The organism is Pyxidicoccus xibeiensis, from assembly GCF_024198175.1.
Classification (GTDB): Bacteria; Myxococcota; Myxococcia; order Myxococcales; family Myxococcaceae; genus Myxococcus; species Myxococcus xibeiensis.
Genome location: NZ_JAJVKV010000002.1, coordinates 892,383 through 916,348, shown reverse-complemented (window position 1 = coordinate 916,348; position 23,966 = coordinate 892,383). Strand labels below are relative to the sequence as shown.

At 69.2% G+C, this 23,966-nt stretch carries 14 protein-coding genes; 7 read left to right on the top strand and 7 right to left on the bottom strand.

Going from position 1 to position 23,966, the window contains the following annotated elements; translation table 11 throughout:
- Nucleotides 1-293: 293 nt before the first annotated feature.
- Nucleotides 294-1,808, top strand: coding sequence for an Hsp70 family protein (locus LXT23_RS11640; RefSeq protein ID WP_253980190.1), 1,515 nt, complete (start codon nucleotides 294-296; stop codon nucleotides 1,806-1,808).
- Between the two features lie 33 nt (nucleotides 1,809-1,841).
- On the opposite strand, the gene LXT23_RS11635 is transcribed toward LXT23_RS11640, so the two are convergent.
- A complete protein-coding gene (locus tag LXT23_RS11635; protein ID WP_253980189.1) occupies nucleotides 1,842-3,845 on the bottom strand; it encodes a protein kinase domain-containing protein in 2,004 nt (667 codons plus the stop codon).
- Between the two features lie 241 nt (nucleotides 3,846-4,086).
- Here LXT23_RS11635 and LXT23_RS11630 point away from each other — a divergent pair, with 241 nt between their 5' ends.
- Both LXT23_RS11630 and LXT23_RS11625 read left to right on the top strand, forming a co-directional pair.
- Nucleotides 4,087-6,240, top strand: coding sequence for a carotenoid oxygenase family protein (locus tag LXT23_RS11630; protein ID WP_253980188.1), 2,154 nt, complete (start codon nucleotides 4,087-4,089; stop codon nucleotides 6,238-6,240).
- A gap of 250 nt (nucleotides 6,241-6,490) precedes the next feature.
- Nucleotides 6,491-7,774: a hypothetical protein gene (locus tag LXT23_RS11625; RefSeq protein ID WP_253980187.1), complete on the top strand. Its 1,284-nt coding sequence runs from the start codon at nucleotides 6,491-6,493 to the stop codon at nucleotides 7,772-7,774.
- A 24-nt stretch (nucleotides 7,775-7,798) separates the two neighbouring features.
- On the opposite strand, the gene crtI is transcribed toward LXT23_RS11625, so the two are convergent.
- Nucleotides 7,799-9,289, bottom strand: coding sequence for a phytoene desaturase family protein (crtI, locus tag LXT23_RS11620; RefSeq protein ID WP_323378898.1), 1,491 nt, complete (start codon nucleotides 9,287-9,289; stop codon nucleotides 7,799-7,801).
- 182 nt (nucleotides 9,290-9,471) lie between these two features.
- On the opposite strand from crtI, the gene LXT23_RS11615 reads away from it, so the two are divergent.
- A complete protein-coding gene (locus LXT23_RS11615) occupies nucleotides 9,472-14,799 on the top strand; it encodes a trifunctional serine/threonine-protein kinase/ATP-binding protein/sensor histidine kinase (protein ID WP_253980186.1) in 5,328 nt (1,775 codons plus the stop codon).
- Between the two features lie 69 nt (nucleotides 14,800-14,868).
- On the opposite strand, the gene clpX is transcribed toward LXT23_RS11615, so the two are convergent.
- The 3 genes from clpX to LXT23_RS11600 all read right to left on the bottom strand — a co-directional run bounded on the left by clpX (nucleotide 14,869) and on the right by LXT23_RS11600 (nucleotide 17,986).
- The gene (clpX, locus tag LXT23_RS11610) at nucleotides 14,869-16,146 is read right to left on the bottom strand and encodes an ATP-dependent Clp protease ATP-binding subunit ClpX (protein WP_253980185.1); all 1,278 of its coding nucleotides are present in this window, start codon (nucleotides 16,144-16,146) and stop codon (nucleotides 14,869-14,871) included.
- 223 nt (nucleotides 16,147-16,369) lie between these two features.
- The gene (locus LXT23_RS11605) at nucleotides 16,370-17,029 is read right to left on the bottom strand and encodes a hypothetical protein (RefSeq protein WP_253980184.1); all 660 of its coding nucleotides are present in this window, start codon (nucleotides 17,027-17,029) and stop codon (nucleotides 16,370-16,372) included.
- 27 nt (nucleotides 17,030-17,056) lie between these two features.
- Nucleotides 17,057-17,986: an AgmX/PglI C-terminal domain-containing protein gene (locus tag LXT23_RS11600; protein WP_256560719.1), complete on the bottom strand. Its 930-nt coding sequence runs from the start codon at nucleotides 17,984-17,986 to the stop codon at nucleotides 17,057-17,059.
- Nucleotides 17,987-18,030: 44 nt separating this feature from the next.
- Between LXT23_RS11600 and LXT23_RS11595 the strand changes: the two genes are divergently transcribed.
- Nucleotides 18,031-18,879, top strand: coding sequence for a tRNA pseudouridine synthase A (locus LXT23_RS11595; protein ID WP_253980182.1), 849 nt, complete (start codon nucleotides 18,031-18,033; stop codon nucleotides 18,877-18,879).
- A gap of 30 nt (nucleotides 18,880-18,909) precedes the next feature.
- On the opposite strand, the gene LXT23_RS11590 is transcribed toward LXT23_RS11595, so the two are convergent.
- Nucleotides 18,910-19,074: a ribbon-helix-helix domain-containing protein gene (locus LXT23_RS11590; protein ID WP_141644788.1), complete on the bottom strand. Its 165-nt coding sequence runs from the start codon at nucleotides 19,072-19,074 to the stop codon at nucleotides 18,910-18,912.
- A 59-nt stretch (nucleotides 19,075-19,133) separates the two neighbouring features.
- On the bottom strand, nucleotides 19,134-19,661 hold the full coding sequence (locus LXT23_RS11585; RefSeq protein WP_253980434.1) for a hypothetical protein: 528 nt from the start codon (nucleotides 19,659-19,661) through the stop codon (nucleotides 19,134-19,136).
- A gap of 176 nt (nucleotides 19,662-19,837) precedes the next feature.
- On the opposite strand from LXT23_RS11585, the gene LXT23_RS11580 reads away from it, so the two are divergent.
- Together LXT23_RS11580 and LXT23_RS11575 are read left to right on the top strand one after the other, a co-directional pair.
- Entirely contained in the window at nucleotides 19,838-20,773 is a 936-nt protein-coding gene (locus LXT23_RS11580; protein ID WP_253980181.1) for a hypothetical protein, read from the top strand.
- 287 nt (nucleotides 20,774-21,060) lie between these two features.
- The gene (locus tag LXT23_RS11575) at nucleotides 21,061-23,955 is read left to right on the top strand and encodes a serine/threonine protein kinase (protein ID WP_323378894.1); all 2,895 of its coding nucleotides are present in this window, start codon (nucleotides 21,061-21,063) and stop codon (nucleotides 23,953-23,955) included.
- Nucleotides 23,956-23,966 lie beyond the last annotated feature (11 nt).

Here is a 23,966-nt window from a genome sequence, read left to right as displayed (position 1 = left end):
CGACGGTGGGAGAAGTCTTCCGCCCGCCCGCCGGAAGTCCAGGCCCTCCCAGGGCTTGTGTTCGGGGCCCGCCAGCCCGGGGGCGCCGCCAGGCCCCCTGCCCTCCCCGGGAAGTGGAACAGTGGCCTTCCCCCGGGTTCCGCCAGGGGGAGCGGGCGGGCCTCCCAGCCCCCCACCTGAGGAGGCAGGGGGCCTGGACGCAGGCCCGGAAGTGTGCGGACTCGCGCACCCGCGCGGGCTGGGGTACGGTCCATTGCTTCTCTGCGGCGCCCCCCACCCGGAGTCCACACACGATGCACAAGGAGCCCATCATCGGCATCGACCTCGGCACGACGAACTCGTGCGCGGCGATCGTCGAGGACAGCGGGAACGTCAAGCTCATCCCCTACAAGGGGGGCGAGTACACCATCCCCTCCATCTTCGCCATCGACGACAAGGGGAACGAGCTGATCGGCTACGAGGCCAAGCGCCAGTGGCAGCTCAACCCGCGCAACACCGTCTACGGTTCGAAGCGCCTGGTGGGGAAGCCCTTCAGCAGTGACGTCGTGGACACGATGAAGAAGGTCGTGGCGTACAACATGCGCCCCGGCAAGAAGAACGACGTCACCCTGGACGTGGGGAAGAAGGAGTTCACCCTCCAGGAGATCAGCGCCAAGGTCCTCGGGAAGATCCGCGAGGTCGCGTCGAACTACCTGAAGATGCCCATCAAGCGGGCGGTCGTCACCGTCCCGGCCTACTTCAACGACCGGCAGCGCCAGACGGTGAAGGACGCCGGGAAGCTCATCGACCTGGAGGTGGTGCGCATCATCAACGAGCCCACCGCCGCGGCGCTGGCGTACGGCGTGGGGAAGAACCTCAAGGAGAAGGTCGTCATCTACGACCTCGGCGGCGGCACGTTCGACGTGTCCATCATCGAGATCCGCGACCGGGTCTTCGAGGTGAAGTCCACGGGCGGCGACGTCTTCCTGGGCGGCATCGACTTCGACAACGCCATCATCCACCACGTCCTGAAGGACTTCGCGGCCAAGACGGGCATCGACCTGGCCACGGACCCGGTGGCGATGCAGCGCATCAAGGACCTGGCCGAGCGCACCAAGATTGACCTGTCCGCGCGCGACGAGGTGCCCTTCAACATCCCCTTCATCACGATGACGGCGCAGGGCCAGCCGCTGAACATCGAGATGAAGTTCACCCGGAAGATGCTGGAGCAGCTCACCAACCAGTTGGTGGACCGCACCCTGCAGATGGTGGCGCGGGTGCTGGTGGACTCCGGGCTGTCCACGAAGGACGTGGACGAGGTGATGCTGGTGGGCGGGCAGACGCGCATGCCCATCGTCCAGGACCGGCTGACGAAGTTCTTCGGCAAGCCGCCCAGCAAGGGCGTGCATCCGGACGAGGCGGTGGCCATCGGCGCGGCGCTCTACGCGCACTCGCTGCAGGACGACACCAACCTGCGCATCCAGCTGCTGGACGTGATTCCCATGGCCATCGGCCTGGAGAAGGCCGGCGGCGCGTTCCACGTCGTCTTCCCGCGCAACGCACCCATCCCCAACGCCAAGCAGCTGCTGGCCACCACCAGCGTGGACAACCAGACCGAGCTGGCGGTGCGCATCTACCAGGGCGACAACGAGCTGGTGGCCCGCAACGACCTGCTGGGCGAGTTCACGTTCTCCGGCATCCAGCAGGCCCGCGCCGGCACCGTGCAGGTGGAGATCACCTTCGACGTGAACATCGAAGGCATCCTCACCATGCGCGCGAGGGATCCGGCCACCGGCCGGGAGATGAAGACCACGGTGCGCGTGACGTAGTCCCGCGAAGCCGGGGCCGCCGCCCTGCCCTGGCTAGCGGGACGGCAGCGCCGCGAGCCCGGGCGTCCCGGGCTCCTCGGGGGGCTCGGACGCCACGAAGGGCGTGGGCTCGTCCGGGGCGACGCGGCTGTCGCCCTCGCGGCGCACCAGCGCGAACAGCTCCATCGGCGTGCCGACGCCGGGCACGAGCTGCTCTCCCAGCGGCGTGTACTCGAAGGGCTCTCGCGAGCGCTCGCGGGCCCGGGCGCTGACCAGCACCTGCCCCCGGGAGGCCAGCGCCGCCAGCCGCGCGGCCGTGTTCACCACGTCGCCCAGCACCGTGAAGTCCAGCCGGCCGGACGCCTTGGCGCCGACGCTGCCGGAGACCAGGTCCCCGGAGTCCAGGCCGATGCAGACGCCGTGCGCATATGGGGCGTGCTCGCCGCCCCGGTCCGCCAGCGTCCCCAACTGCCGCCGGATGGACAGGCACGCCTCCATGGCCCGGTCCACGTGGCCCGGCCCCCGGAAGACGGTCATCACCGCGTCCCCGACGAACTTGTCCACCGTGCCACCCCGGGACAGCAGCTCCGGGACGATGGCCTCGAAGTTGGCGTTGAGCCGGCGCAGCGACTCCGCGGGCGCCTCCTGGTGGAAGACGGGGGTGAAGGCGTCCACGTCGATGAACACCACCGTGCCCTCCACCCGCTCCCCCGCCAGCGCGTCCGAGCCCTGCAGCAGGGGCGGCAGCCGCTCCAGCACCCCGCCCGGCACGAACATGCGCAGCAGGCCGTTCTCCTCCGTGGAGCGCACGGTGCTGCGCAGCTCGCGCACGTGCTTCAGCGTCTTGACGAGCGTCGCCTCCAGGTCCGGGAAGTCGATGGGCTTGGTGATGAAGTCGTACGCGCCCCGGTTCATCGCCGTGCGGATGTTGTTCATGTCCCCGTACGCGGAGACGATGACCACGCGGGTCAGCGACGTGACTTCACCGATGCGCGACAGGAAGGTGAGCCCGTCCATGCGCGGCATGTTGATGTCGCACAGCACCACCTGGGTGTCGGGGTGCTGGCGCAGCTGCTCCAGCGCCTCCTCGCCGTCGGCCGCGAAGAGGAACTCGTAGACGGAGCGGCGGATCTGCTTGCGGAAGCTCTGCTCCATCAGCACCACGACGTCCGGCTCGTCGTCGACGACGAGGATCTTCGCGGGGCGCGACGGCCGGCCCGCCTCCACCCGGGAGGTGAAGGCCGAGGCCAGCTCGTGCGCGGACTGGAAGCGCCGCGCGGGGTCCGGGTCCAGGGCGCGGGCGAAGAAGGCGTCCATCTCCGCGCCCAGCTCGGGCACGAGGCTGGAGGGCGCGGGGGCGGGCGGGGGCGCGTTGCCCAGGCGCATCTGCCGCAGGGACTCCAGGGGGAACGGGTGCTGGCCTGTGAGCGCCCGGTACGCGACGACGGCCAGGGCCCACAGGTCGCAGCGGTGGTCCAGCCGGGGCTCGATGCCGCGGAGCTGCTCGGGGCTCATGTAGCGGGGCGTGCCCGCCATCCCCTCTTCGGGGTGGGGCTTCGCCGCGCCACCGGACATCAGCAGCGCCAGCCCGAAGTCGAGGACCTTCACCAGCTCGCCGCTCGCGGTGCGCGCGAGGAAGAGGTTGGCGGGCTTGAGGTCGCGGTGGATGACGCCAGCGGCGTGGGCGGCCGTCAGCGCGCGCGTGGACTGCGTGAGCAGCCGCTCCACCATGGCCAGCGACAGGCGGCCCCGGCGGTTGAGCAGCGCCTCCAGGTCCTCCCCCTCCAGCAGCTCCATCACGATGTAGGGCGTGTCGCCGGAGAGGTCGCAGTCATGCACCTGGATGACGTGCGGGTTCTGGAGGCGGGCAATGGCCTGCGCCTCCCACTCGAACTGCTGGCGGGACAGCGGGGCCGGGGCGGCGTGCGACGCCATCAGCTTCACCGCCACGCGCCGCTGGAGCTTCGGGTCCAGCGCAACCCAGATGGTGCCCATGCCGCCGCCGGCGAGCTTGCGCTCCAGGACGTACCTGCCGCCAATGGTCTGGCGCTCGGACATGCCGTGTTCATCCATGGTGGTGGCCTCGGGGGGGTCCGCCCCGTGCCGCGAGAGCGGGGGCTCTCGCGGACCCGGGAAGCTTCTCACACCGGTACACCGGTTGTACCGCGTGAAACAGGTGTCACCGCTTCCTCCCAGAGCGGACGGCCGGCCGGCCGACACGGCGCTGTCGACACGCGTGATACCTTGCCGCCCCCCTTCCCCGACGCGGCGTGCCCTCGCCCTGCCCCCAGGAGCCGTCATGCGTGAAGCAGACTCCGCCATGAAGAACCCCGCTGCCCCCGCCCTTCCCGAGGAGCTCCCCGCAGACCCGCGCCAGCCGGACGGGCACGGGTATCCCGGGCTGAACGTGCCCCCGGGCCTGCGGCCGGGGATGCCCCGGAACACGATGACCACCAGCCCGGTGGAGTACGTGGACGAGCCCCTGAAGGTGCTCGCCGGCGCGCTCCCGCCCGACCTGCAGGGTCACGTCTTCGTCGCGGGCCCGAGCGTCCACGCGGGCTCCCCCGCCCTCGCCTCGGACGGGCTGGTGCTGCGGCTCGACTTCCTCGGGGGCGGGGCGAAGTTCACCTCCGCCACCATGCGCACGCCGTCCTACTACGCACGTCAGTCGGTGGACGCGGGCGCCACGGCGCGCGGCCCCCTGACGCGCTACCTCAACCAGTTCCGGGACACCACGCTGGCGGATGTCTCGCTCACGCTCGGCGTCCAGGAGACGCCGAACACGGCGCCCTTCCTCGTCGAGGGCGAGAAGATGCTGCTGGTGACGACGGACGCGGGGCGCCCGTGGGCCATCCACCCGAAGACGCTGGAGGCCTACACGCCGCTGGGCTACCGGCGCGAGTGGAAGACGGCCATCCCCGCGCCGTGGGCCTTCCCGCTGCTGCAGAGCACCGCGCACCCGGCGTTCGACCCGGAGCCCGCCCAGCCGATTTCGCCCGAGTCACCGAACCAGCAGCGGCCGCGCCTCTTCTTCACCAACCACGGGCCGAAGTGGCCGCTGGGCGCGGGCTACACACAGCTGGTGAGCTGGGACACGTGGGAGAACCGGCTGCACCACTGGAAGCTCATCGACGCGGCCACGGGCAAGCCGGTGGTGACGGCGTCGCTGCACCAGATTGCGGCGACGCGCGACTACGTCATCCTCCTGGACTCGAACTTCCCCATCAACTTCTGGCAGATCGCCAGCCAGGCGGTGGCGCCGTGGCTGCCGGGCTCGAAGCGGCTGGTGGAGTGGCTGACGGCGGAGCCGTCCTATCCGCAGGCGGTGTTCTGGGTGGTGCGGCGCGCGGACCTGCGGCCGTCTCCCGGCACGATGGACGCGGAGGACCCGCCGGCCATCATGGCGCACCGGTTCCAGTCGGGCGGCGGCGGGCTGCACTTCGCCGCGGTGTACGAGAACCCGGACGACGTCATCACCCTGGTCGCGGGGCACTCGCCCACCGAGGACCTGTCCCACTCGCTGGAGGAGGGAGAGCTGCTCATCAACGGCAACCGGGTGCAGGACTGGCAGGTGGGCATGCCCACCGCGGTGCCGGTCACGCGCAGCTCGCTGGGCGTGCACAAGATCGACATGAAGCGGCTGCGCATCCAGTCGGCCCTGTACTCGCACGACGACTTCACGTGGGGCCTCACGGTGTTCTCCAACGCGGGCCTGGTGAATGGCGAGCTGGAGACGCACCTCAGAATGAACCACACGCCGGTGAACGAGGTGGTTCCGCGCGAGGAGCTGGCGCTCTACTTCAACTCGGACGGCTTCACGGCGGACATGGTCCCCGAGGCGCTGTACCAGCTGTACAAGCCGATTGTCGGGGACAGGGACTCGCTGCCCATCCAAGAGGGGCGCGCGGCGAGCTTCTTCAAGTTCTACGTGCACTCGGGGCGCTTCGAGGGCTACGTGCTGCCCACCGGCTGGTTCGGCTTCGCGCCGCAGTTCGTGCCGAGCGCGCGCTTCCCGGCGGTGTCGCACTGGAAGGGCTACGTGGTGGCGCTGGTGGTGTCGGACCCGACGCCGGACCTGCCCGCGGACTCCACGGGTGACGAGGTGTGGATCTTCGACTCGCAGGACATCGCGAAGGGGCCCATCTGCCGGCTGGGGAGCCGGAACTTCGACATCGGCATGACGCTGCACACCACGTTCCTGCCCACGGGGCTGCTGGCGGAGCTGGACGGGCATGACCCGAACCAGGCGCCCTACCGCGTGGACGTGGAGAAGGACTTCGACCTCGAGGAGATCGAGAAGACCTACCTCGAGTGGCCGGAGACGCTGCTGCCGCGTGTGCCGAGGGCGCTGTTCGCCCCGTGGCGGCTGGGCGTGAGGTGGGCGCTCAACTTCCCGAAGCTGCGCGAGGTGCTCGAGCAGGACGTGTACCCGCACTTCCCGAAGCGGCGCTGAGCAGGGGGCCGAGGGGAGCGGACGCTCAGGCGGCGCGGGCGATCACCGTGTCGACGATCTTCGCTGAGCAGAGCACTGCGGGCAGACCCGCTCCGGGCGCGTGCCCACACCTACCAGAGCAGGACAAGCGCTCTCTAGAGTCCATCGGGTGCCGGTAACCTATCCAGCCCGTCTACGATTACCCAGCAACCAGCGCGGCCTCAAATCTACTAGGATTCAGTACCGCACTTTCCACCCCTTATGTGACCGCATGTCCAACAAATCACGACTCAGGGTCAATCTTTCAATCCGCAACCACGAGGGCACCCGCGGAACCGCCTTGGCAAACACGCTCAAGCGCCTCGCCCTAGTGTTCGACGATATTTACATTACACCGCCAAACGCAAGCATCCTTAACGAGTCATTCCTCAACAACCCCCAATACGTAACCACCGCCCCAGACGGTAAAATAATAATACACGCAGACAAATTCAACTACTTCCGAGACACAACCGAAGCATTCGAGCTAACATTTGAAAGTTTCCGCAACTCAGACCTAAAGGAAACACTACTCTCCTTCAGGGAGGCAGGAATCATAAAAAACCCAGACACGAACAAAACAGAAGACACCAAAGAGATAGCCGAACTTAGAAACAGAATCGTCGCAAACGACGTCTCCGACAAGGAATTCAACAGACTCAGCAAAACAAAACAAACCGACTACGCCCTTGAGAACAACATTAAAACAATCATGCTTAAACGGGCGGACGAACCAGACGACAAGGGAATTGTAGTGCACACCTTTCGAGATCCACCAGCCGTATTCGACTCAAAATCCATAACCAGAGACCTATTCAATTCCGAGCGCCTCGAATCCGCACCAGTATTCCTGGAGCCAACTCATCGCGCAGAAATAGAATACAAATACAATCAGTACAAAAACGGGCTCGATATTCTCAGAAGATACCACCCGAATGCCTTAACAGAACTCGACTTCAGGAGCAAACTGGGAGAGGTGGCATTCACAGTCTCCAATGAGCTGTTTGACAGCGGAGCCCTATCGCTTTGCACGCCTGCGGAAATCATAAAATACAGAGTCGCAATGGAAGAGGCTCGCCTCAAATATGTATCTGGCGACATCATCAACATTGCCTCCATGATCAAAGACAGCCCATGGAGCCCTCAAACACGACTAGAGATCTCCAAGTACATAGTCGGCAAGCTAAATGTCGATCTTAAGCAGTATGAATCCCAATCAAAAAATACCTACCGGAAATTCTTTGGCCAAATCGCAACCCACACCGCAAGCATGGCAATCGGGGGAGGAATTGGGACTCTTCTGGGAAATATCCTTCCAAACAGCAGCCCATGGAGCCTGGTGCTCATTGGCTCTCTCGTAGGAGCAGCCAAGGAGAGTCCTCAGATTGTAAGATCCATCGTTGACATGTGGCTACAAAGAAAGACCGACCGAGGCAGCGCAATCGCATTTGTGGCTGAATTCGAGAACAGGACATCCATCAAGAGGCGCAAGCAATTAATGGGAATAGAAAAGTAAGTTCGATAGTTCTGCGGGCTAGCATCATGCGCGGGCAATCACCGTATCGACAATCTTCGCCGAGCACAGCACCGCGGGCAGGCCTGCTCCGGGGTGCGTCCCCGCCCCCACCATGTACAGCCGCTCCACGTCCTCGCTCTGCGCCTGGGCGCGGAGGAACGTGGTCTGCATCAGCGTGGGCGCGAAGCTGAACGCCGCGCCCCGGAAGGACCGGAGGTCGTCGCGGAAGTCCGCCGGCGTGAAGACGCGCGAGGTCGCCAGCTCCTCGCTCAGCCCGGGCAGCACGGAGCCCGCCAGCCGCTCCTCCAGCGCACGGCGGAAGGGCTCCGCGCGCACCCGCCAGTCCGTGCCGTCGCCCAGGTGGGGCACCGGTGCCAGGACATAGAACGCGTCGTGTCCCGGCGGCGCCAGGGCCGCGTCCGTCGCCGTGGGCCGGTGCAGGTAGAGCAGCGGCTCCTGCGAGGGCTGCCCCTGCCCTTCCAGCCCGGAGAACATGCCCCGGAAGTCCTTGCCGAACAGCAGCGTGTGGTGCGCCACCGCCGGGTACTGCTTGCGCGTGCCGAAGTACCAGAGGAACACGCTCATCGAATAGCGCGCCTTCTGGATGCGCGCGTCCGTCCAGTGCCGCCGCGCGTGCCCGGGCAGCAGGTACCGGTACGTCCACGCCGCGTCCGCGTTCGACACCACCGCATCCGCCGCCAACCACGTGCCGTCACCCAGCCGGACACCCGTGGCCCGGCGTCCCTCCAGCGTGATCTCCGTCACCTCGCTGCCGTACCGGACCTCGCCGCCCAGCTTCTCCAGCAACGCCACCAGTCCCCGCACCAGGGCCCCCGTCCCGCCCACGGGGAAGAACGCCCCCCACCTGCGCTCCACGAACTGGATGGACGCGTACACCGCGCTCGCGGGGGTGAAGGGACTTCCACCGATGAGCAGCGGGTGGAAGCTGAGCGCCTGCCGCAGCCGCTCGTCGCGCACGTGCCGGGACACCAGCCCGTACATCGTCCGGAACGCCTCATCCCGCACCAGCGCCGCGGTGAAGGGCGCCAGGCTCAGCAGGCCCGGCACGGGCGCGCTCATCAGCGGACCGATGCCCGCCTCGTACATCCGCTCCACGCGCTCGCACAGCGAGTCGAAGCCCGTCTCGTCCCCGGGCGACAGCCGCCGCACGGACTCCCGCATCTGCTCGCGGTCCGTGTGGTAGTCGAACGTGGCGCCATCCGGGAAGCGCATGCGGTAGAGCGGCTCCACCGGTCGCAGCTCCACGTGGTCCGCGAGCCGCTGGCCCGCCAGCGCCCACAGCTCCTCCAGCAGATGCGGACACGTGATGACCGTGGGCCCCGCGTCGAAGGTGAACCCGTCCTGCTGGAAGGCGTTCGCCCGCCCGCCTGGTCCGTCCCTCCGCTCGAGCACCGTGACGCGCCAGCCTCGCGCCGCCAGCCGTACCGCCGCCGCGAGCCCTCCGAACCCGCTGCCGATGACCAGCGCTCGCCTGCCGTCGTGTCGCGTTGCCACACCTGCCGTGCCAGAGGGTCTCATCACCGTGCAGCTTCCATCGCACACCCGGGCCACGCGCTCCACTCCTGCCGGCCGGGTCTGCGCTTCCGACCCGGGGGAGGTGTTGTTGCTACCCCTGGGGGCCAGGGCTAGCCTCGCTCCGCAATGAGGGGCGCGCCCCTGGCGCACGGGTGTACGCAATGACTGAAGTCGCCGGCTACCGCATCGTCAGGGAGTTCGCTGGCTTTGGCCCCTTCCAGTTCCTCCGAGCCACGCGCGAGGAAGACGGCGCGGCGGTCACCCTCAAGGTTCCCGCGCCCTCCTCTCCGCCATCCATCGCCGCGCGCCTCCGTCATGAGCTCGAGCTGACGCAGCACCTGCGCATCGACGGCGTCCTCCAGCCCCTCGCGCTGGTGGAGCCGCGCACCGGCCGCCTCGCCCTGGTGCTGGAGTCCTTCGGCGAGGCGACGCTCGCACAGCGCCTGTCCCAGGGTCGGCTGGAGCCTCGCACCGCCTGCCGCATCACCCTGGCGCTCGCCCGCGTCCTCGGCGCCGTCCACGCGGCGGGCATCGTCCACCGCAACCTCCACCCCGGCTGCGTGCTGCTGGGCCCCGGCGACGAGGCCTTGAAGCTCACCGGCTTCTCGCTGGCCACCCGCCGCCCCCGCGCGGAGGTGGCTCCCGTCGCGCCCGACCGCCTGGAGGGCACGCTCGAGTACCTGTCGCCCGAGGGCACGGGCCGTACGCACCGCAGCGTGGACTCGCGCAGCGACTTCTACTCCCTGGGCGTCGTGCTCTACGAGCTGCTCACCGGCCGCCGCCCCTTCGCGGACACCGACGCGCTGGGGCTCATCCACGCGCACGTGGCGCTTCCTCCCCTGCCTCCGGGCTCGCTCGTCCCCGGCCTTCCCGCACCGCTGTCGGACATCGCCCTCAAGCTGCTCGCCAAGTCTCCCGAGGACCGCTACCAGAGCGCGTACGGCTTGGTCGCGGACCTGCGGCGCTGCCTGGACGGGCTGGAGGGCACGGGCAGCGTGGCCCCCTTCGCGCTCGGCACGAAGGACGTCCCCGAGCGCTTCACCGCCCCCGAGCACCTCTACGGCCGCGAGAAGGAGCAGGCCGGACTGAGGGAGGCCTTCGAGCGCGCCGCCTCCGGCCGCTCCGGCTTCGTCCTCGTCTCGGGCGCGGCGGGCATGGGCAAGTCCGCGCTCACCGGCACCCTCAAGCGCTCCGTCTCCGCGCGGCACGGCCTCTTCGTCCGCGGCAAGTACGACCAGCTCCTGCGCGACACGCCCTACAGCGGCATCTTCGAGGCCTTCCGCGAGGTGGCGCGCAGCCTCCTCGGCGAGGAGGAGCAGGCCCTGGACGCGTGGCGCCGCCGGCTGCTGGACGCCGTGGGCGGCATGGGCCGGCTCGTGGTGGACGCCGTGCCACGCATGGCCCTGGTGCTGGGTGAGCAGCCCTCCGTCCCCGAGCTGGGCCCCGCCGAGTCGGAGCTGCGCTTCCAGCTCGTGCTGCGCAAGCTGGTGGCCGCGCTCGCCACCCGTGAGCACCCGCTCGTGGTGGTGCTGGACGACCTGCAGTGGGCCGACAGCGCCAGCCTCCAGCTGCTGCGGCTGCTCCTCTCCGACCGCGACATCGGCCACCTGCTGGTGGTGGCGGCCTGCCGCTCGGAGGAGCTGTGGTCCGAGCACCCCGTGGAGGGACTCGCCCGCGCCCTGCAGGAGGACGGCACGCCCGTCCACCGCGTCTCCCTGGAGCCGCTGTCCGCCGAGCACGTGGCCCGGCTGGTGGCGGACGTCTTCCCGCCCGCGGCCGGACAGCCGGACGCGCAGCTGGGGGCGCTGGTGCTCTCGCTGACGGAGGGCAACCCGTTCTTCGCCGTGCAGCTGCTGCGGACATTCTACGAGCGCGGCCTCGTGCGCTTCGACGCGCAGGGGGGCGGCTTCCGCTGGGATGCGGGCGCCCTGCGCGGTCAGGACTTCAGCGACGGCGTGGTGGCGCTGCTCACCTCCCGCATCCGCGAGCTGAGCCCCACCGCCCAGGCCCTGCTGCCCGTGGCCGCCGCGCTGGGCCACAGCTTCGACCTGCGCAGCCTCGCCATCGTCCTGGAGCGCCCGCCCGCGGAAGCCGCGGCGCAGCTGGGCGAGCTGCTCCAGGCCGGACTGGTGACGCCGCTGAGCGAGCCCGAGGCCGAGGCCGAGGCCGGCGGCGCCTACCAGTTCACCCACGACCGCGTGCAGCAGGCCGCGCTGGAGCTGACGCCCGCCGAGGCCCGGCCCCAGCTCCACGCCCGCATCGGCCGCCTGCTGCTCCGGCACACTCCGCCCGAGCGGTTGGATGAAGGGCTGGTCGACGTCGTCAGCCACTTCCATCTGGCCCTCCCCGTGCTGACGGACCCGGACGAGCGCTACCGCGTGGCCGCGCTGGACCTGCGCGCGGGCCGGAGTGGCAAGTCGCGCGGCGCGTGGGCGTCGGCCCTGCGCCTGCTGTCCACCGGACTGACGCTGGTGGGCGAGGATGGCTGGAAGAAGGACCGCCGCCTCACCTTCGACCTGCACGTGGAGGCGGCGGAGGCGGCCTACCTCGCGGCGGACTTCGACCTGATGGAGCGCCTGGCCGCGGCGGCCCTGGCCCATGCGGCGGACGGCGCCGAGGAAGTCCGGGTGCAGGAGGTCCGGCTGCAGTGCTACGCGCACCGCGGCGAGCACGCGCGCGGTGTGGACCTGGGCCTGGAGGTGTTGCGCAAGCTGGGCCAGCCGCTGCCCGCAAACCCCAAGCCCCCGCACGTCCTGGCCGCCGTGGCGAAGACGAAGGTGCGCCTGGGCCTGCGCAAGCCCGAGGACCTGGCCTCGCTGCCGGAGTGCACGGACCCGCTGCTGCTGGCCACGCTGCGGCTGCTCGTGAAGCTGTCCTCGGTGGCCTTCATGGCCCGGCCGCTGCTCTTCCCGTTGGTGGTGCTGCGCATCCTCCAGCTCACCATCCGCCACGGGGCCACCGGCGTGGCCGCCTTCGGGTACGTGGGCTACGGGCTGATGCTCAGCGTGCACCTGGGCAACCCCGAGGAGGGCTTCCGCTACGGCCGGCTCGCGCTGAAGACGCTGGACCGCTTCCAGGCGGAGAGCCTGCGGTCCATGGTGACGTTCGTCTTCAACCTCTTCATCCGTCACTGGAAGGAGCCGCTCTCCGCCTGCATCGACGACTTCTACTCCGCCGCCCGGAAGGGCCAGGAGACGGGCGACATCGAGTACTTCGGCTATGCCGCGAGCGCCGGCTGCGCCACCTCGCTCATCGCCACCGACGGACTGGCGGAGGCCGGCCCGCGCATCGACCGCTACCGCGACGCGCTCGCCGCCCAGCGGCACAAGAACGTGCCCTTCGTCGAGTACATCCGCCACACGCTCGACACGCTCACCGGGACCTTCACCGGGGACGCGGACGCACGCGAGGAGGAGCTGGTCGCTCCGTACCGCCAGCTCGGCTACACCAACGGCATCGCCACCTGTGACGTGCTCCGCACGCTGCGCCGCTGGCTGTCCGGTGACGCGCTCGGCGCGCTGGAGAGCGCCTCCGCCGTGGACGCCCAGGCGGAGCTCATCGCCGGGCAGATCTACTTCCCCTGGTACAAGTTCTTCCAGGGCCTGGCCCTCATCGCGCTCCACCCGTCGCGCGGCCCGCTGGAGCGGCTGCGCATGTCGCGCTCCATCGACGCCATCCGCAAGGCCATGCGCGGCTGGGCCCGCATCGCCCCCATGAACTACGGCGCCCGCGCGGAGCTGCTGGACGCGGAGCGCGCCCGCCTGGACGGCCACCTGGACGACGCGGCGGACGGCTATGACCGCGCCATCCGCCTGGCCCGGCAGCACGAGCTGTCGCTCGACGAGGGTGTGGCCTGTGAGGCCGCGGCCCGCTTCCACCTGGCCCAGGCCCGCGAGCGCGTGGCCCGCGCGTACCTGGAAGACGCCCGCACCGCCTTCCTGCGATGGGGCGCCCGCGCCGTCGCCGCGCGCCTGGAGCGCGAGCACCCGCGCCTGCTGCCCTCCGCGCCCGCCGCCGCCCAGCGGACGGACGAGGTGGCGGGGACGTCACTGGCGGCCCTGGACCTGGAGTCGGTGCTCAAGACGGCCCGCGCGCTGTCGGGCGAAATCGTCCTGGACAAGCTGCTGCGCAAGCTGATGACGCTGGTCATCGAGAACGCCGGTGCGCGGCGCGGCTTCCTCATCCTGAAGAAGCCCGAGGGCCTGTTCATTGCGGCCGAGGGCTCGGTGGACGGCAGCGGCGTGGTGGAGCAGGCGTTGCCGGTGGAGTCCTCCACCGCGCTGCCTGCCTCCATCATCCACTACGTGGTGCGCACCGGGGAGACGGTGCTGCTCCACGACGCGGCGACCGAGGAGCCCTTCTCCGAGGACCCGTACATCCGCGCCGCCCGGCCCAAGTCCGTGCTCTGCAGCCCGCTCTTGAAGCAGCTGTCACTCACCGGCGTGCTGTACCTGGAGAACGACGCCACGCCCGGGGCCTTCACCCGCGAGCGGCTGGAGGTGCTGCGGCTGCTGTCGTTCCAGGCCGCCATCTCCCTGGAGAACGCCGGCCTCTACGCCAGCCTCGAGGACTACAGCCGCACCCTGGAGCGCCGCGTGGAGGAGCGCACCGCCGAAATCCAGCACAAGAACGCGGAGCTGGCGGACACCCTCACCCGCCTCCAGGAGATGCAGCGCCAGCTCGTGGCCCAGGAGAAGCTCGCGTCCCTGGGCGCGCTCACCGCCGGCATCGCCCACGAGCTGCAGAACCCGCTCAACTTCGTGAACAACTTCTCCGAGTTGTCCTCACGGCTGGCCCGCGAGCTGGAGGAGTCCCTGCGCGCCCTGGCGAGCCGGCTGGATGCCCAGGCCCTGCAGGACGTGCTGGAGCTGCTGGAGGACCTGCGGCAGAACTCGCAGCGCATCAACACCCATGGCAAGCGCGCGTCGGACATCATCAAGACGATGCTGCGGCACTCGCGCCGCTCCGAGGGGACGCGCTCCCGCGCGGACCTCAACGCGCTCATTCGCGACAGCCTCAACCTGGCCTCGCAGGGCCTGCGCAGCCGCCCGGGCGGCGCCAGCGTGGTGACGGAGTCCGACCTGGACCCGGGCGTGGGCACCGTGGAGCTGGTGGCGAGCGACATCAGCCGCCTGTTCATCAACATCCTCGAGAACGCCTTCTACGCCACCGTGCAGAAGCAGCAGGGTGCGCCCCCGGGCTTCGTCCCGCGAATCCACGTCCGCACCCGCCGCCAGGGCGACAAGGTGGAGCTGCGCGTGCGCGACAACGGCTCCGGCATCCCCGAGCACATCCGCGCGAAGCTCTTCGACCCCTTCTTCACCACCAAGCCCGCCGGCGTGGGCACCGGCCTGGGCCTGTCGCTCTGCCACGACATCGTCCAGGAGCACCACGGCGAGATTCGCGTGGAGAGCGAGCCCGGCGAGTACGCCGAGTTCATCATCACCCTGCCCGCCGCCCCTTCCGCCTCGTCGGGCGCCGCCGCCTGAAAAAGCGAAGGCCCCGCTTCCCACGCGGGGGAAGAAGGGCCTTCCTGCTTCAGGAGCCGAAGCGGCGCGCTACGCCGTCTTCTTCTCCTTCTCCATCACCAGCTGGGGCGGCTCGTGCTTGGTGATCACCTGCTCGGTGATCTTGCACTCCTTGACGCCCTCGCGGAACGGCACGTCGTACATGATCTCCAGCATCGCGTCCTCCAGGATGGCGCGCAGGCCGCGCGCTCCGGAGTGACGGCGCATCGCCTCGCGGGCGATGGCGCGCAGCGCCTCCTTGGTGAAGGTCAGCTTCACCTTCTCCATCTCGAAGAGCTTCTGGTACTGCTTCACCAGCGCGTTCTTCGGCTGCGAGAGGATGATGACCAGGTCCTCTTCCTTCAGGTCGTTCAGCGTGGCGATCATGGGCAGGCGGCCGATGAACTCGGGAATCATCCCGAACTTCATCAGGTCCTCCGGCTCCGTCAGCGCCAGCAGCTCGCCGACGCTGCGCTCCTCGCGGTGGGTGATCTTCGCGCCGAAGCCCAGGCCCTTCTCACCCACGCGGCGCTTGATGACGCCGTCGATGCCGTGGAAGGCACCGCCGCAGATGAAGAGGATGTTCGTCGTGTCGACCTGGACGTACTCCTGCTGGTTGTACTTCTTCCCGCCGCGCGGCGTGACGTTGGCGCGGGTGCCCTCGATGATCTTCAAGAGCGCCTGCTGCACGCCCTCGCCGCCCACGTCGCGGGTGGCGCTCGGCATGTCACCCTTGCGGGCAATCTTGTCGATCTCGTCGATGTAGACGATGCCGCGCGCCGCCTTCTCCACGTCGTAGTCGGCGTTGTGGAGCAGGTTCTGGATGATGTTCTCCACGTCCTCGCCCACGTAGCCGGCCTCGGTGAGGCTGGTGGCGTCGGCGATGGTGAAGGGGACGTTGAGGAACCGCGCGAGCGACTGGGCCAGCAGCGTCTTGCCGCTTCCCGTGGGACCGATGAGCAGGATGTTGCTCTTGCTCAGCTCCACGTCCTCGCCGCCGGGCGCCTTCACCCCGGGGCGCGGCCGTGCGGCCGGCTTCTTCTGGTAGATGCGCTTGTAGTGGTTGTACACCGCCACCGCGAGGACCTTCTTCGCCTGGTCCTGACCGATTACGTAGTCGTCGAGGAACGCCTTGATTTCGGCTGGCGTCGGCAGGCTGACCTGCGGCTTGCCCTCTTCGCGCTCGTTCTCGTCCGCGATGATGTCGTTACACAGCTTGATGCATTCGTCGCAGATGTAGACAGTCGGGCCCGCGATGAGCTTGCGGACCTCGCGCTGCGACTTGCCGCAGAACGAACAGGACAGGTTGACGTGGTGCTCCTTCTTCACTGCCGCCTCCGAGTTCGCCGACTCCGGCCCAGCCGAAGCCTACTTCGCCGTCCACCGCTCCCCTACCCTCACGGCCTGCCCACGTCTCGAACAGCCGTCAGGCCCACCTACATGGGGCCCTGAACCACTATAGGGCCCTCCCCCTCGGGCAGGAAGCCCGGCGGTACAGGCCCGTTGCCGAGCGTACAGCCCCGGCAGCGGGTCAGCGTTCAGTAACAGCGGTTCAGGCGTCCGTCACGCCCGCGGCGATGTCCTCGACGTCCTCGGCCAGGGCGGCCGCCCGCTCGGCGACAGCGTTCGGGATCCGACGGCACCCCGCCAGCTCACTGGCGAGCTTCCGAGCGGTCTGCGCCAGTTTCCGCACCTGGGCGCTCTCCGGGGGCGGCTCCGGCGCCGGGCGGGGAAACCGCTCGGAAAACTCCTTCTTCAGCTCTGTCGGGGACTTTTCCGGGCTCCAGATGCTGTCGCGGAGGGACTTGTATTCGGTGGGGGACAGTTGACCCCGCTCCTCGGCGTCCGCCAGCACTTCGATGACCTCGAAGGCGGGGGCCTTCTCGGGGAACTCCTGCGCCTTGAGCTCCTCTTCGGGCTCGTGCTTGGCCAGGAAGCTGAACGAGCGCGTGAGCTTCAGGGCGGTCTGCTTCTTGATGTGCAGTTCCTTGAGACAGTAGGCCTCGAAGGTGGGGTAGCCCCACTCCTCGAACTTGGCCTCGTCCCGGACCTGGACGAGCAGCTGGCCCAGCTCGGCCCAGGTGGACTTGAAGCGCTTGGCGGCCACCAGCACGGTGTGCCGGAAGGTACCCGGGGGTACGCTCAGCGCCTTCTTCGCGATTTCGGCCTCGGCAACGGATGCAGCAGCGGACATGGCCCAGGTATCGGCCATGCCCGGGGGGTGGGCAAGAAACTGGCCCTACCCCCGCTTGCCGATGTTGAACGTCAGGCCGACCGTCGCCCGCTCGCCCTCGTAGGGGCGGAAGGGCCACTTCTGGAGCTCCACCAGCAGGCAGTCGTAGAGCGGGCCCTTCTTGAACTGGGGGTTGTCCACCCAGAGCTTGCTGACCCGGCCGTCGTTGCCGATGACGAACTCCAGCGGAATCTTCGCCGCCAGGCCCGGGCTGCGCTCGGCCTCTTCCCTGAAGCACCTGGAGAGCGCGGACCGGTTGCCGGAGACCACCTTGTTGATGGACGACTGGTCGAACGACTGGGCCACCTGCATGCCGTCCGGGTCCGTGGCCACGCTGCCCGCGGGACGCGGCGGGCGCCGCTCCTCGGTGCGGGTGGTGGACGCCATGGCAACCCTGCCCGGGCCGCTGGTGCCGGTGGCGGGCTTCGTGCCGCTGGCGACCGCGTCGGGGCGCTTCGTCCCGTTCGTCGGATACTCGAAGAGCTCCTCGTCGTCCGGGCGCGCCTGGGCCACGCGGATGACGATCTCCTCCCCGCCGAAGTCGTCCTCGAGCTCCCCGCCGCCTCCGAAGACGCCGTGCACCGCGACGTTGCGGGCCAGCTGCAGGCCGAAGAAGCCCAGCACCAGCACGCCGACGCCGGCCGCGGTGCCGAGAATCTTGAGGCGCTTGCGTGACTTCGCCCGCTCCACCACGACGGCGGCGTCCACCCGCGCGCGGGCCTCCGCCCGGGCCACGTGCACCCGGAAGGCCTCCACGTCTCCCAGCCGGTGGAAGTCGCGCTCCCCCGCGAGCGCCACCGGCGTGTCCGGCGTCAGCTCTCCCGTGGTGAGCTTCTCCACGAGCTGCCCGCCGCTCACCGGTCCGAGGACCAGGTCCCCCTGTCGGAAGAGCCAATGACCTTCCACATCCACCGCAAAGTCTTGTCCGGCCGCCATTTCGCGCGCGAGTATCCCGCGTTCCCCCACACACTCGCAACGGCGTGCTCCCTTCGACCTCCAGACGGATTCCTGTCGCACTGTGGATCTGGTACCGCGGCGGAAACTTCCGAGGCTTCCAGCGGCAGCCTGCCGGCCCCACCGTGCAGGAGGCGCTGGAGGGCGCCCTCTCCTCGGTAGGGGTCCCCGCCACCATCATGCCGGCGGGGCGCACGGACCGGGGCGTCCACGCGCGGATGCAGGTGGTGAGCGTGCGGCTGGAGCCCGGCGACTCGGCGGACGCGCTCGCCCGGCGGCTGCCCGAGCGCCTGCCCCCCGGCCTGGGCCTGGTCTGCGTGCGCGTGCCCCGCTCGTTCCATGCCCAGTGGAGCGCCAGCGGCAAGGCGTACCGCTACCGGCTGCGGCTGGGGGGCGCGAGTGACGCGGCGTGGGCGCCGTACGCGCTGGACGTGCCCGCCGAGCCCCTGCTGCAGGGGGCCGGAAGGCCGGTGACGCCCGAGCGGCTCGAGGAGCTGCTCGGCGCGGCGGTGGGCACGCGGGACTTCATTGCGTTCCATGAGAAGTCCAGCCCCCGCAAGCCGCGCACGCTGGAGTCCGCCACCCTGCATGAGCTGGGCGGTGGGCTGTACGAGGCGAGGCTGAGCGGGGACGGCTTCGCGCGCTACCAGGTGCGCTACCTGGTGGGGAGCGCGCTGAAGGTGGCGGCGGGACTGCTGCCGGAAGCGGAATGGAAGGCGGCGCTGGAGTCAGGGGAGGCCATCGAGGGCTTCAAGGCGCCCGCGCACGGCCTGATTCTCTGGGAGGTTCGCTACCCTCCGGGAGTGGACCCCTTCTCCGCCGGGGAGCGCCTGCATCCCCCGGGGCTGCCGCTGGAGCCACCCTTCCTTCCATAGGTGACACGCGGCGGGGTCCGGTCGTGGCCGTCAGTCGACGAGCCGCTCTTCGTACTTCGCCAGCAGATCCGAGATGGCCTCTCGCAGGTACTCGCTCTGACGGATGCGCGTGGTGCGCGACAGCTCCTTCAGGGCGTCGAGCTTCTCGCGGTTGAGCCGGAAGACCACTGAGGTGAGGCGGGGATTCATGTCCAAGTGCGCGACCTCCTACAGATGCGCACACCATCTCACAGACCTGTCGGATCGCAACAAATTCACTGCTGCGAACCTACCGGGAAGATCCACTGCACCCCGGTGAAGACTTCGGCGTCTGCCCGCAGGCCCGAGCCGAACCCGAGCGTGAGGCCGAGTCCTCCGAAGACCGCGAACCGCTCGGAGAAGGTGTGCCGCAGGCCCAAAGCTATGCGAGGCCCCACCCACGGCCCAGAAAACGGCCTGATCATCGCGCCCAGGTCGAAGAAGCTCTGCCACGCGTCCTGGCCGAAGTAGCTCCGGTAGCCGCCCACCAGCGAGAGATCCGGCCCGCGCAGGCTGCCGCGGATCATCAGGAAGACCTCGTCCCCGTCGTAGCCCACCGTGCGCGTGCCCCCGAGGTCCAGGTGCACGTCCCCGCCGGACTCCACGTCTTCGTCGGAGCGGTTGATCAGCTCCGCATAGGATGCCCCCGGCCCGAGGAGCAGCGACAGGGCGCGGCGCTCGCGGTAGGGCCCGTCGACATACTCGGCGGCGGAGGCGACCGCGGGCAGGGCCGCCATGATCACGGGCAGCACCGCGCGGATCATCCGTGTCAGGCCTTGCTCCCTTCCAGACGTCATGGACCGCTCGCGAATCATCGGTGGGCGGTGACTTCTACCAGCCTTCGATGAGCGCGGATGAAGGGTCCGAGGCGACCCCTCTGTCTCTCATTTGACAATACAAACCCGCATCCCTAGGGTCCGCCGCCTCGCAAGGAGTTTCAATGAGGAAGTTCAATTGCAGTGTCATTGCGCTCGCGCTGCTGGTGTGGGCGTGCGGCGGGGCCTCGTCGACGGAGCCGCGGGAGCCCCTGGCCCACGAGGGAGTGATCCAGCTTCCGCTGACCACGACGAGCGCGGACGGCCAGCGCTACCGGCTGGTGGGGGCGACCTTTGCCATCACCGGGACGCAGTCGCTCAACATCACCGACACCTCGGTGGACACCTTGAGCGTGCCGCTGCCCGCGGGCCCCTACTCCATCCGGCTCGAGGGAGAGTGGCGCATCGAGCGCGTTGAAGCGCCCGGACAGACGGTGCCGGCCAGTCTGATGTCGCCGAACCCGATGGCATTCTCCCTGTTGGAGGGAGAGACGCGCACGGTGCGCTTCCTGTTCAAGGTCCCCGGAAACGGCACCGCGGACGTGGGCTTCACCGTGGACTCGGGGGGCTGGCTCTCCGGCACGTTCGACTTCGACCCGCTCCCGCAGCCGGAGCCCTTCAATACGCTCGGGGAGCTCGCGGGGCGGAGCGTGCCCTTCATCATCAGCTGGAATACGGCGACGGTAACCAGGGTCGGGGGCCCCCGGGGGTTCGAAGTGCGCACGGGCCCCATCACCGTCCAGTTCGGAGGTCCCTACTCCGAGCTCCTGCACGACCGCCTCGCCCCGTCCTTTGAACAGGGAGGACCCATCAACTTCTCTCTCCTGGCGTTCGAGTACGGGGAGGTCATGTTCATCCCCTGGGCGTTTCACTCGCGCGAGAGCGAGAACTACGAGCTGGGCCTGGAGTCGGTCGACGTGACCTCCGGAGGGCTGGACGCGGAGGGTTATCCCTCCTTGCGGCCGGTCAACTTCGAGACCCCCTTCCGCCTGATGCAGGTGACTCCTGACAATTTTGGGCGCGCGGAGGGCACGGTGCGCGTGAACCTCTCTGTCCGGTAGACGGGTTCCCTCAACGCCATGACGAGCCCGCGGCCCATCCGGTCGCGGGCTTTTTCTTTGCCGTGAGTGAAGACAGAGGGTCGGCCTCTACCCATGCCCACCGAGCGGCGGTCCCCTCGTCCGCTCACACTCACAGTATGTGCGAGCACTGGCGCTGAGCGTCTTGAGCCTGACATCAGCCCAGGACGAAAATACCGTCATTCCTGAAACGGCGTGCAATCCCTTCATCAGGGTCTTCCAGGTCGGAGGCCCGCGGCGGGAAGCAGCGCCCAGGGCACGAGGAAGCCGTGGCCTTCGAAGTGGATGAGCACACCGTAGCCGCTGACGTGGAGTCCCTCTTCGCTCCGGATTCCGGCCCCGGTACCGGGAACAGCAGCCCCTCCAATCCGTCTTTCGGGGACACGTCGTCGGAGGGCGCGGACCACCTGCCCCGGCCGGGCACACGCATCCACCACTACGAGCTCATCCGGCAGCTCGGCAGCGGCGGAATGGGGACGGTGTTCCTGGCGCGAGACACGCGGCTGGGCCGGCGCGTGGCCATCAAGTTCCTGCACACCACGGACCCGGACGTCACGCGGCGCTTCATCCGCGAGGCCCAGGCCACCGCGCTGTGCAGCCACGAGAACATCGTCATCATCTACGAGGTCGGCGAGTTCCAGGGCAGCCCGTACATGGTGCTGGAGTTCCTCCAGGGCCAGCCGCTCAACAAGCTGGTGAAGGGCAGCCAGCGCCTGCCGCCCACGCGCGCCGTGGAGCTGATGGTGCCCGTCGTCCGGGCCCTGGCGTGCGCACACGAGCGGAAGATCGTCCACCGCGACCTCAAGCCCGACAACGTCATCGTCACCGACTCGGGCGGCATCAAGGTGCTCGACTTCGGAATCGCCAAGGTGCTCCAGGGCGGCGACTCGACGGTGGACGTGGACCTCGACGTGGCCGCGCCCTCCCCTGCCGCCGCGCCTGGCGCGTCCGAGGACAGGAGCGAGCTCACCCGCTCCGGCGCCATCATGGGCACGATGCCGTACATGTCCCCGGAGCAGTGGGGCATCGGCGTGGAGATCGACCACCGCACGGACATCTGGGCGGTGGGCATCATGCTGTTCCGGATGCTGGCCGGGAAGCACCCGTTGGATCCGCTGTACGGCCCGCAGCTCATGGTGACGGCGCAGCTCGACGAGCCCATGCCGCGCCTGGGCGACGTGGCCCCGGACGTACCGCCGGACCTGGCGGCCGTCGTGGACCGCTGCCTCTACAAGCTCAAGGACCTGCGCTTCCCGGACGCGGCGTCGCTGCTGCGCGCCCTGGAGCCCTTCCTCCCCGGGCGCTACACCCGCGAGCTGCGCATCGACGAGAGCCCCTACGCGGGCCTCAGCTCCTTCCAGGAGTCGGACGCGGACCGCTTCTTCGGCCGCTCCCGTGAAATCGCGGCGCTGGTCAACCGCATCCAGGACCGGCCGCTGATGGCCATCGTCGGCCCGTCCGGCACGGGCAAGTCCTCGTTCGTGCGCGCCGGCCTCGTCCCGGTGCTGAAGCGCTCCGGCGAGACGTGGGAGTCGCTCGTCATCCGCCCCGGCCGCCAGCCCCTGGCCGCGCTGGCCAGCATCGTCGCGCCCCTGGTGAGCAGCTCCACCACGCTGGAGGGCGACATCCAGGAGCAGCGCCAGCTCGTCGAGCGCCTGGCCCAGGAGCCGGGCTATGTCGGCACCGTGCTGCGCAGCCGCGCCCGCCGCTCGCGCCGGAAGCTGCTCTTGTTCGTGGACCAGTTCGAGGAGCTCTACACCCAGGTGCCGGACGTGCAGGAGCGCCTGGCGTTCACCGCCTGCCTCGCGGGCCTCGCGGACGACGCGACGTCTCCGGTGCGTGTCGTGCTGTCCATCCGCTCCGACTTCCTGGACCGGGTGCCCGAGGACGAGCACTTCATGGCGGAGCTGAGCCAGGGGCTGTTCTTCCTGTCCCCGCCCAACCGCGAGGGCCTGCGCGACGCGCTGGTGCAGCCGGCGGAGATGGCCGGGTACCGCTTCGAGACGCCGCAGCTCGTCGAGCACATGCTCGGGCACCTGGACGCGACGCAGGGCGCGCTGCCGCTGCTCCAGTTCGCGGCGACGCTGCTGTGGGAGCAGCGCGACACGGCGAGCAAGCTGCTCACCGAGCAGAGCTACGACTCCATGGGCGGCATCGCCGGCGCGCTCGCCACGCACGCCGACAGCGTGCTGGAGGAGCTGTCCCCCACGCAGCGCACGCTGGTGCGGGCCGTGTTCCTGCGCCTGGTGACGCCGGAGCGCACGCGCGCCATCGTCTCCATGGGCGAGCTGCGCGAGCTGGCGAAGGACACCGGCGAAATCCAGCGGCTCATCGACCACCTCGTCCAGGCGCGCCTGCTGGTGGTGCAGACGGGTGGCGGCGCCACGGGCGCGACGGTGGAGCTGGTGCACGAGTCGCTGCTGCACAGCTGGCCCACGCTGCGCCGCTGGCTCGACGAGGGCCAGGAGGACTCGGCCTTCCTGGAGCAGTTGCGCAACGCGGCCCGGCAGTGGCAGGCGAAGGGCTTCGACGCCGGCCTGCTGTGGCGCGGCGAGGTGGTGGAGGAGGCGCGGCGGTTCCAGCGGCGCTACCGGGGGGAGCTGCCGCAGCTGCAGCGCGACTTCCTGGAGCACGTGCTCGCGCAGGAGCAGAAGGCCGCCCGCCGCCGCAAGGCGCTGGTCATCGGCTCCACGGCCTTCCTCGGCCTGCTGGCCATCGCCGCGGTGATTGCCCTGGTCATCATCCACCAGGCGCAGCAGGAGGCCGAGCGCCAGGCCATCATCGCCCGGAGCGCCGCGTCCGAGGCGCGCGAGGCGGAGACGGTGGCGCGCACGCGCCTCGCCGAGGTCCAGGCCAAGGAGCTGGAGCGGCAGAAGGCACAGGAAGCCGCCGAGGCCGCCAACGCCCAGGTCGCCGTCACCAACGACGAGCTGGTGCGAAAGAACGACGAGCTGCTGGACGCGCTGGAGAACGCCAACAAGGCCCAGCTCCGGGCCCGCTTCGCGAAGCGGTACGCGGAGAAGAACGCGACGGCCGCGCGCCAGGCACAGGACGACGCCATCCGCGCCGCCCAGCAGCTCCAGTCCCTGCTGCGCCGCGAGCAGGACCGCGTGCAACGCCTCCAGTCGCAGCTCGGCAGCCCCGTCATCGACGAGTTGAAGTGAAAGCCCCCCAC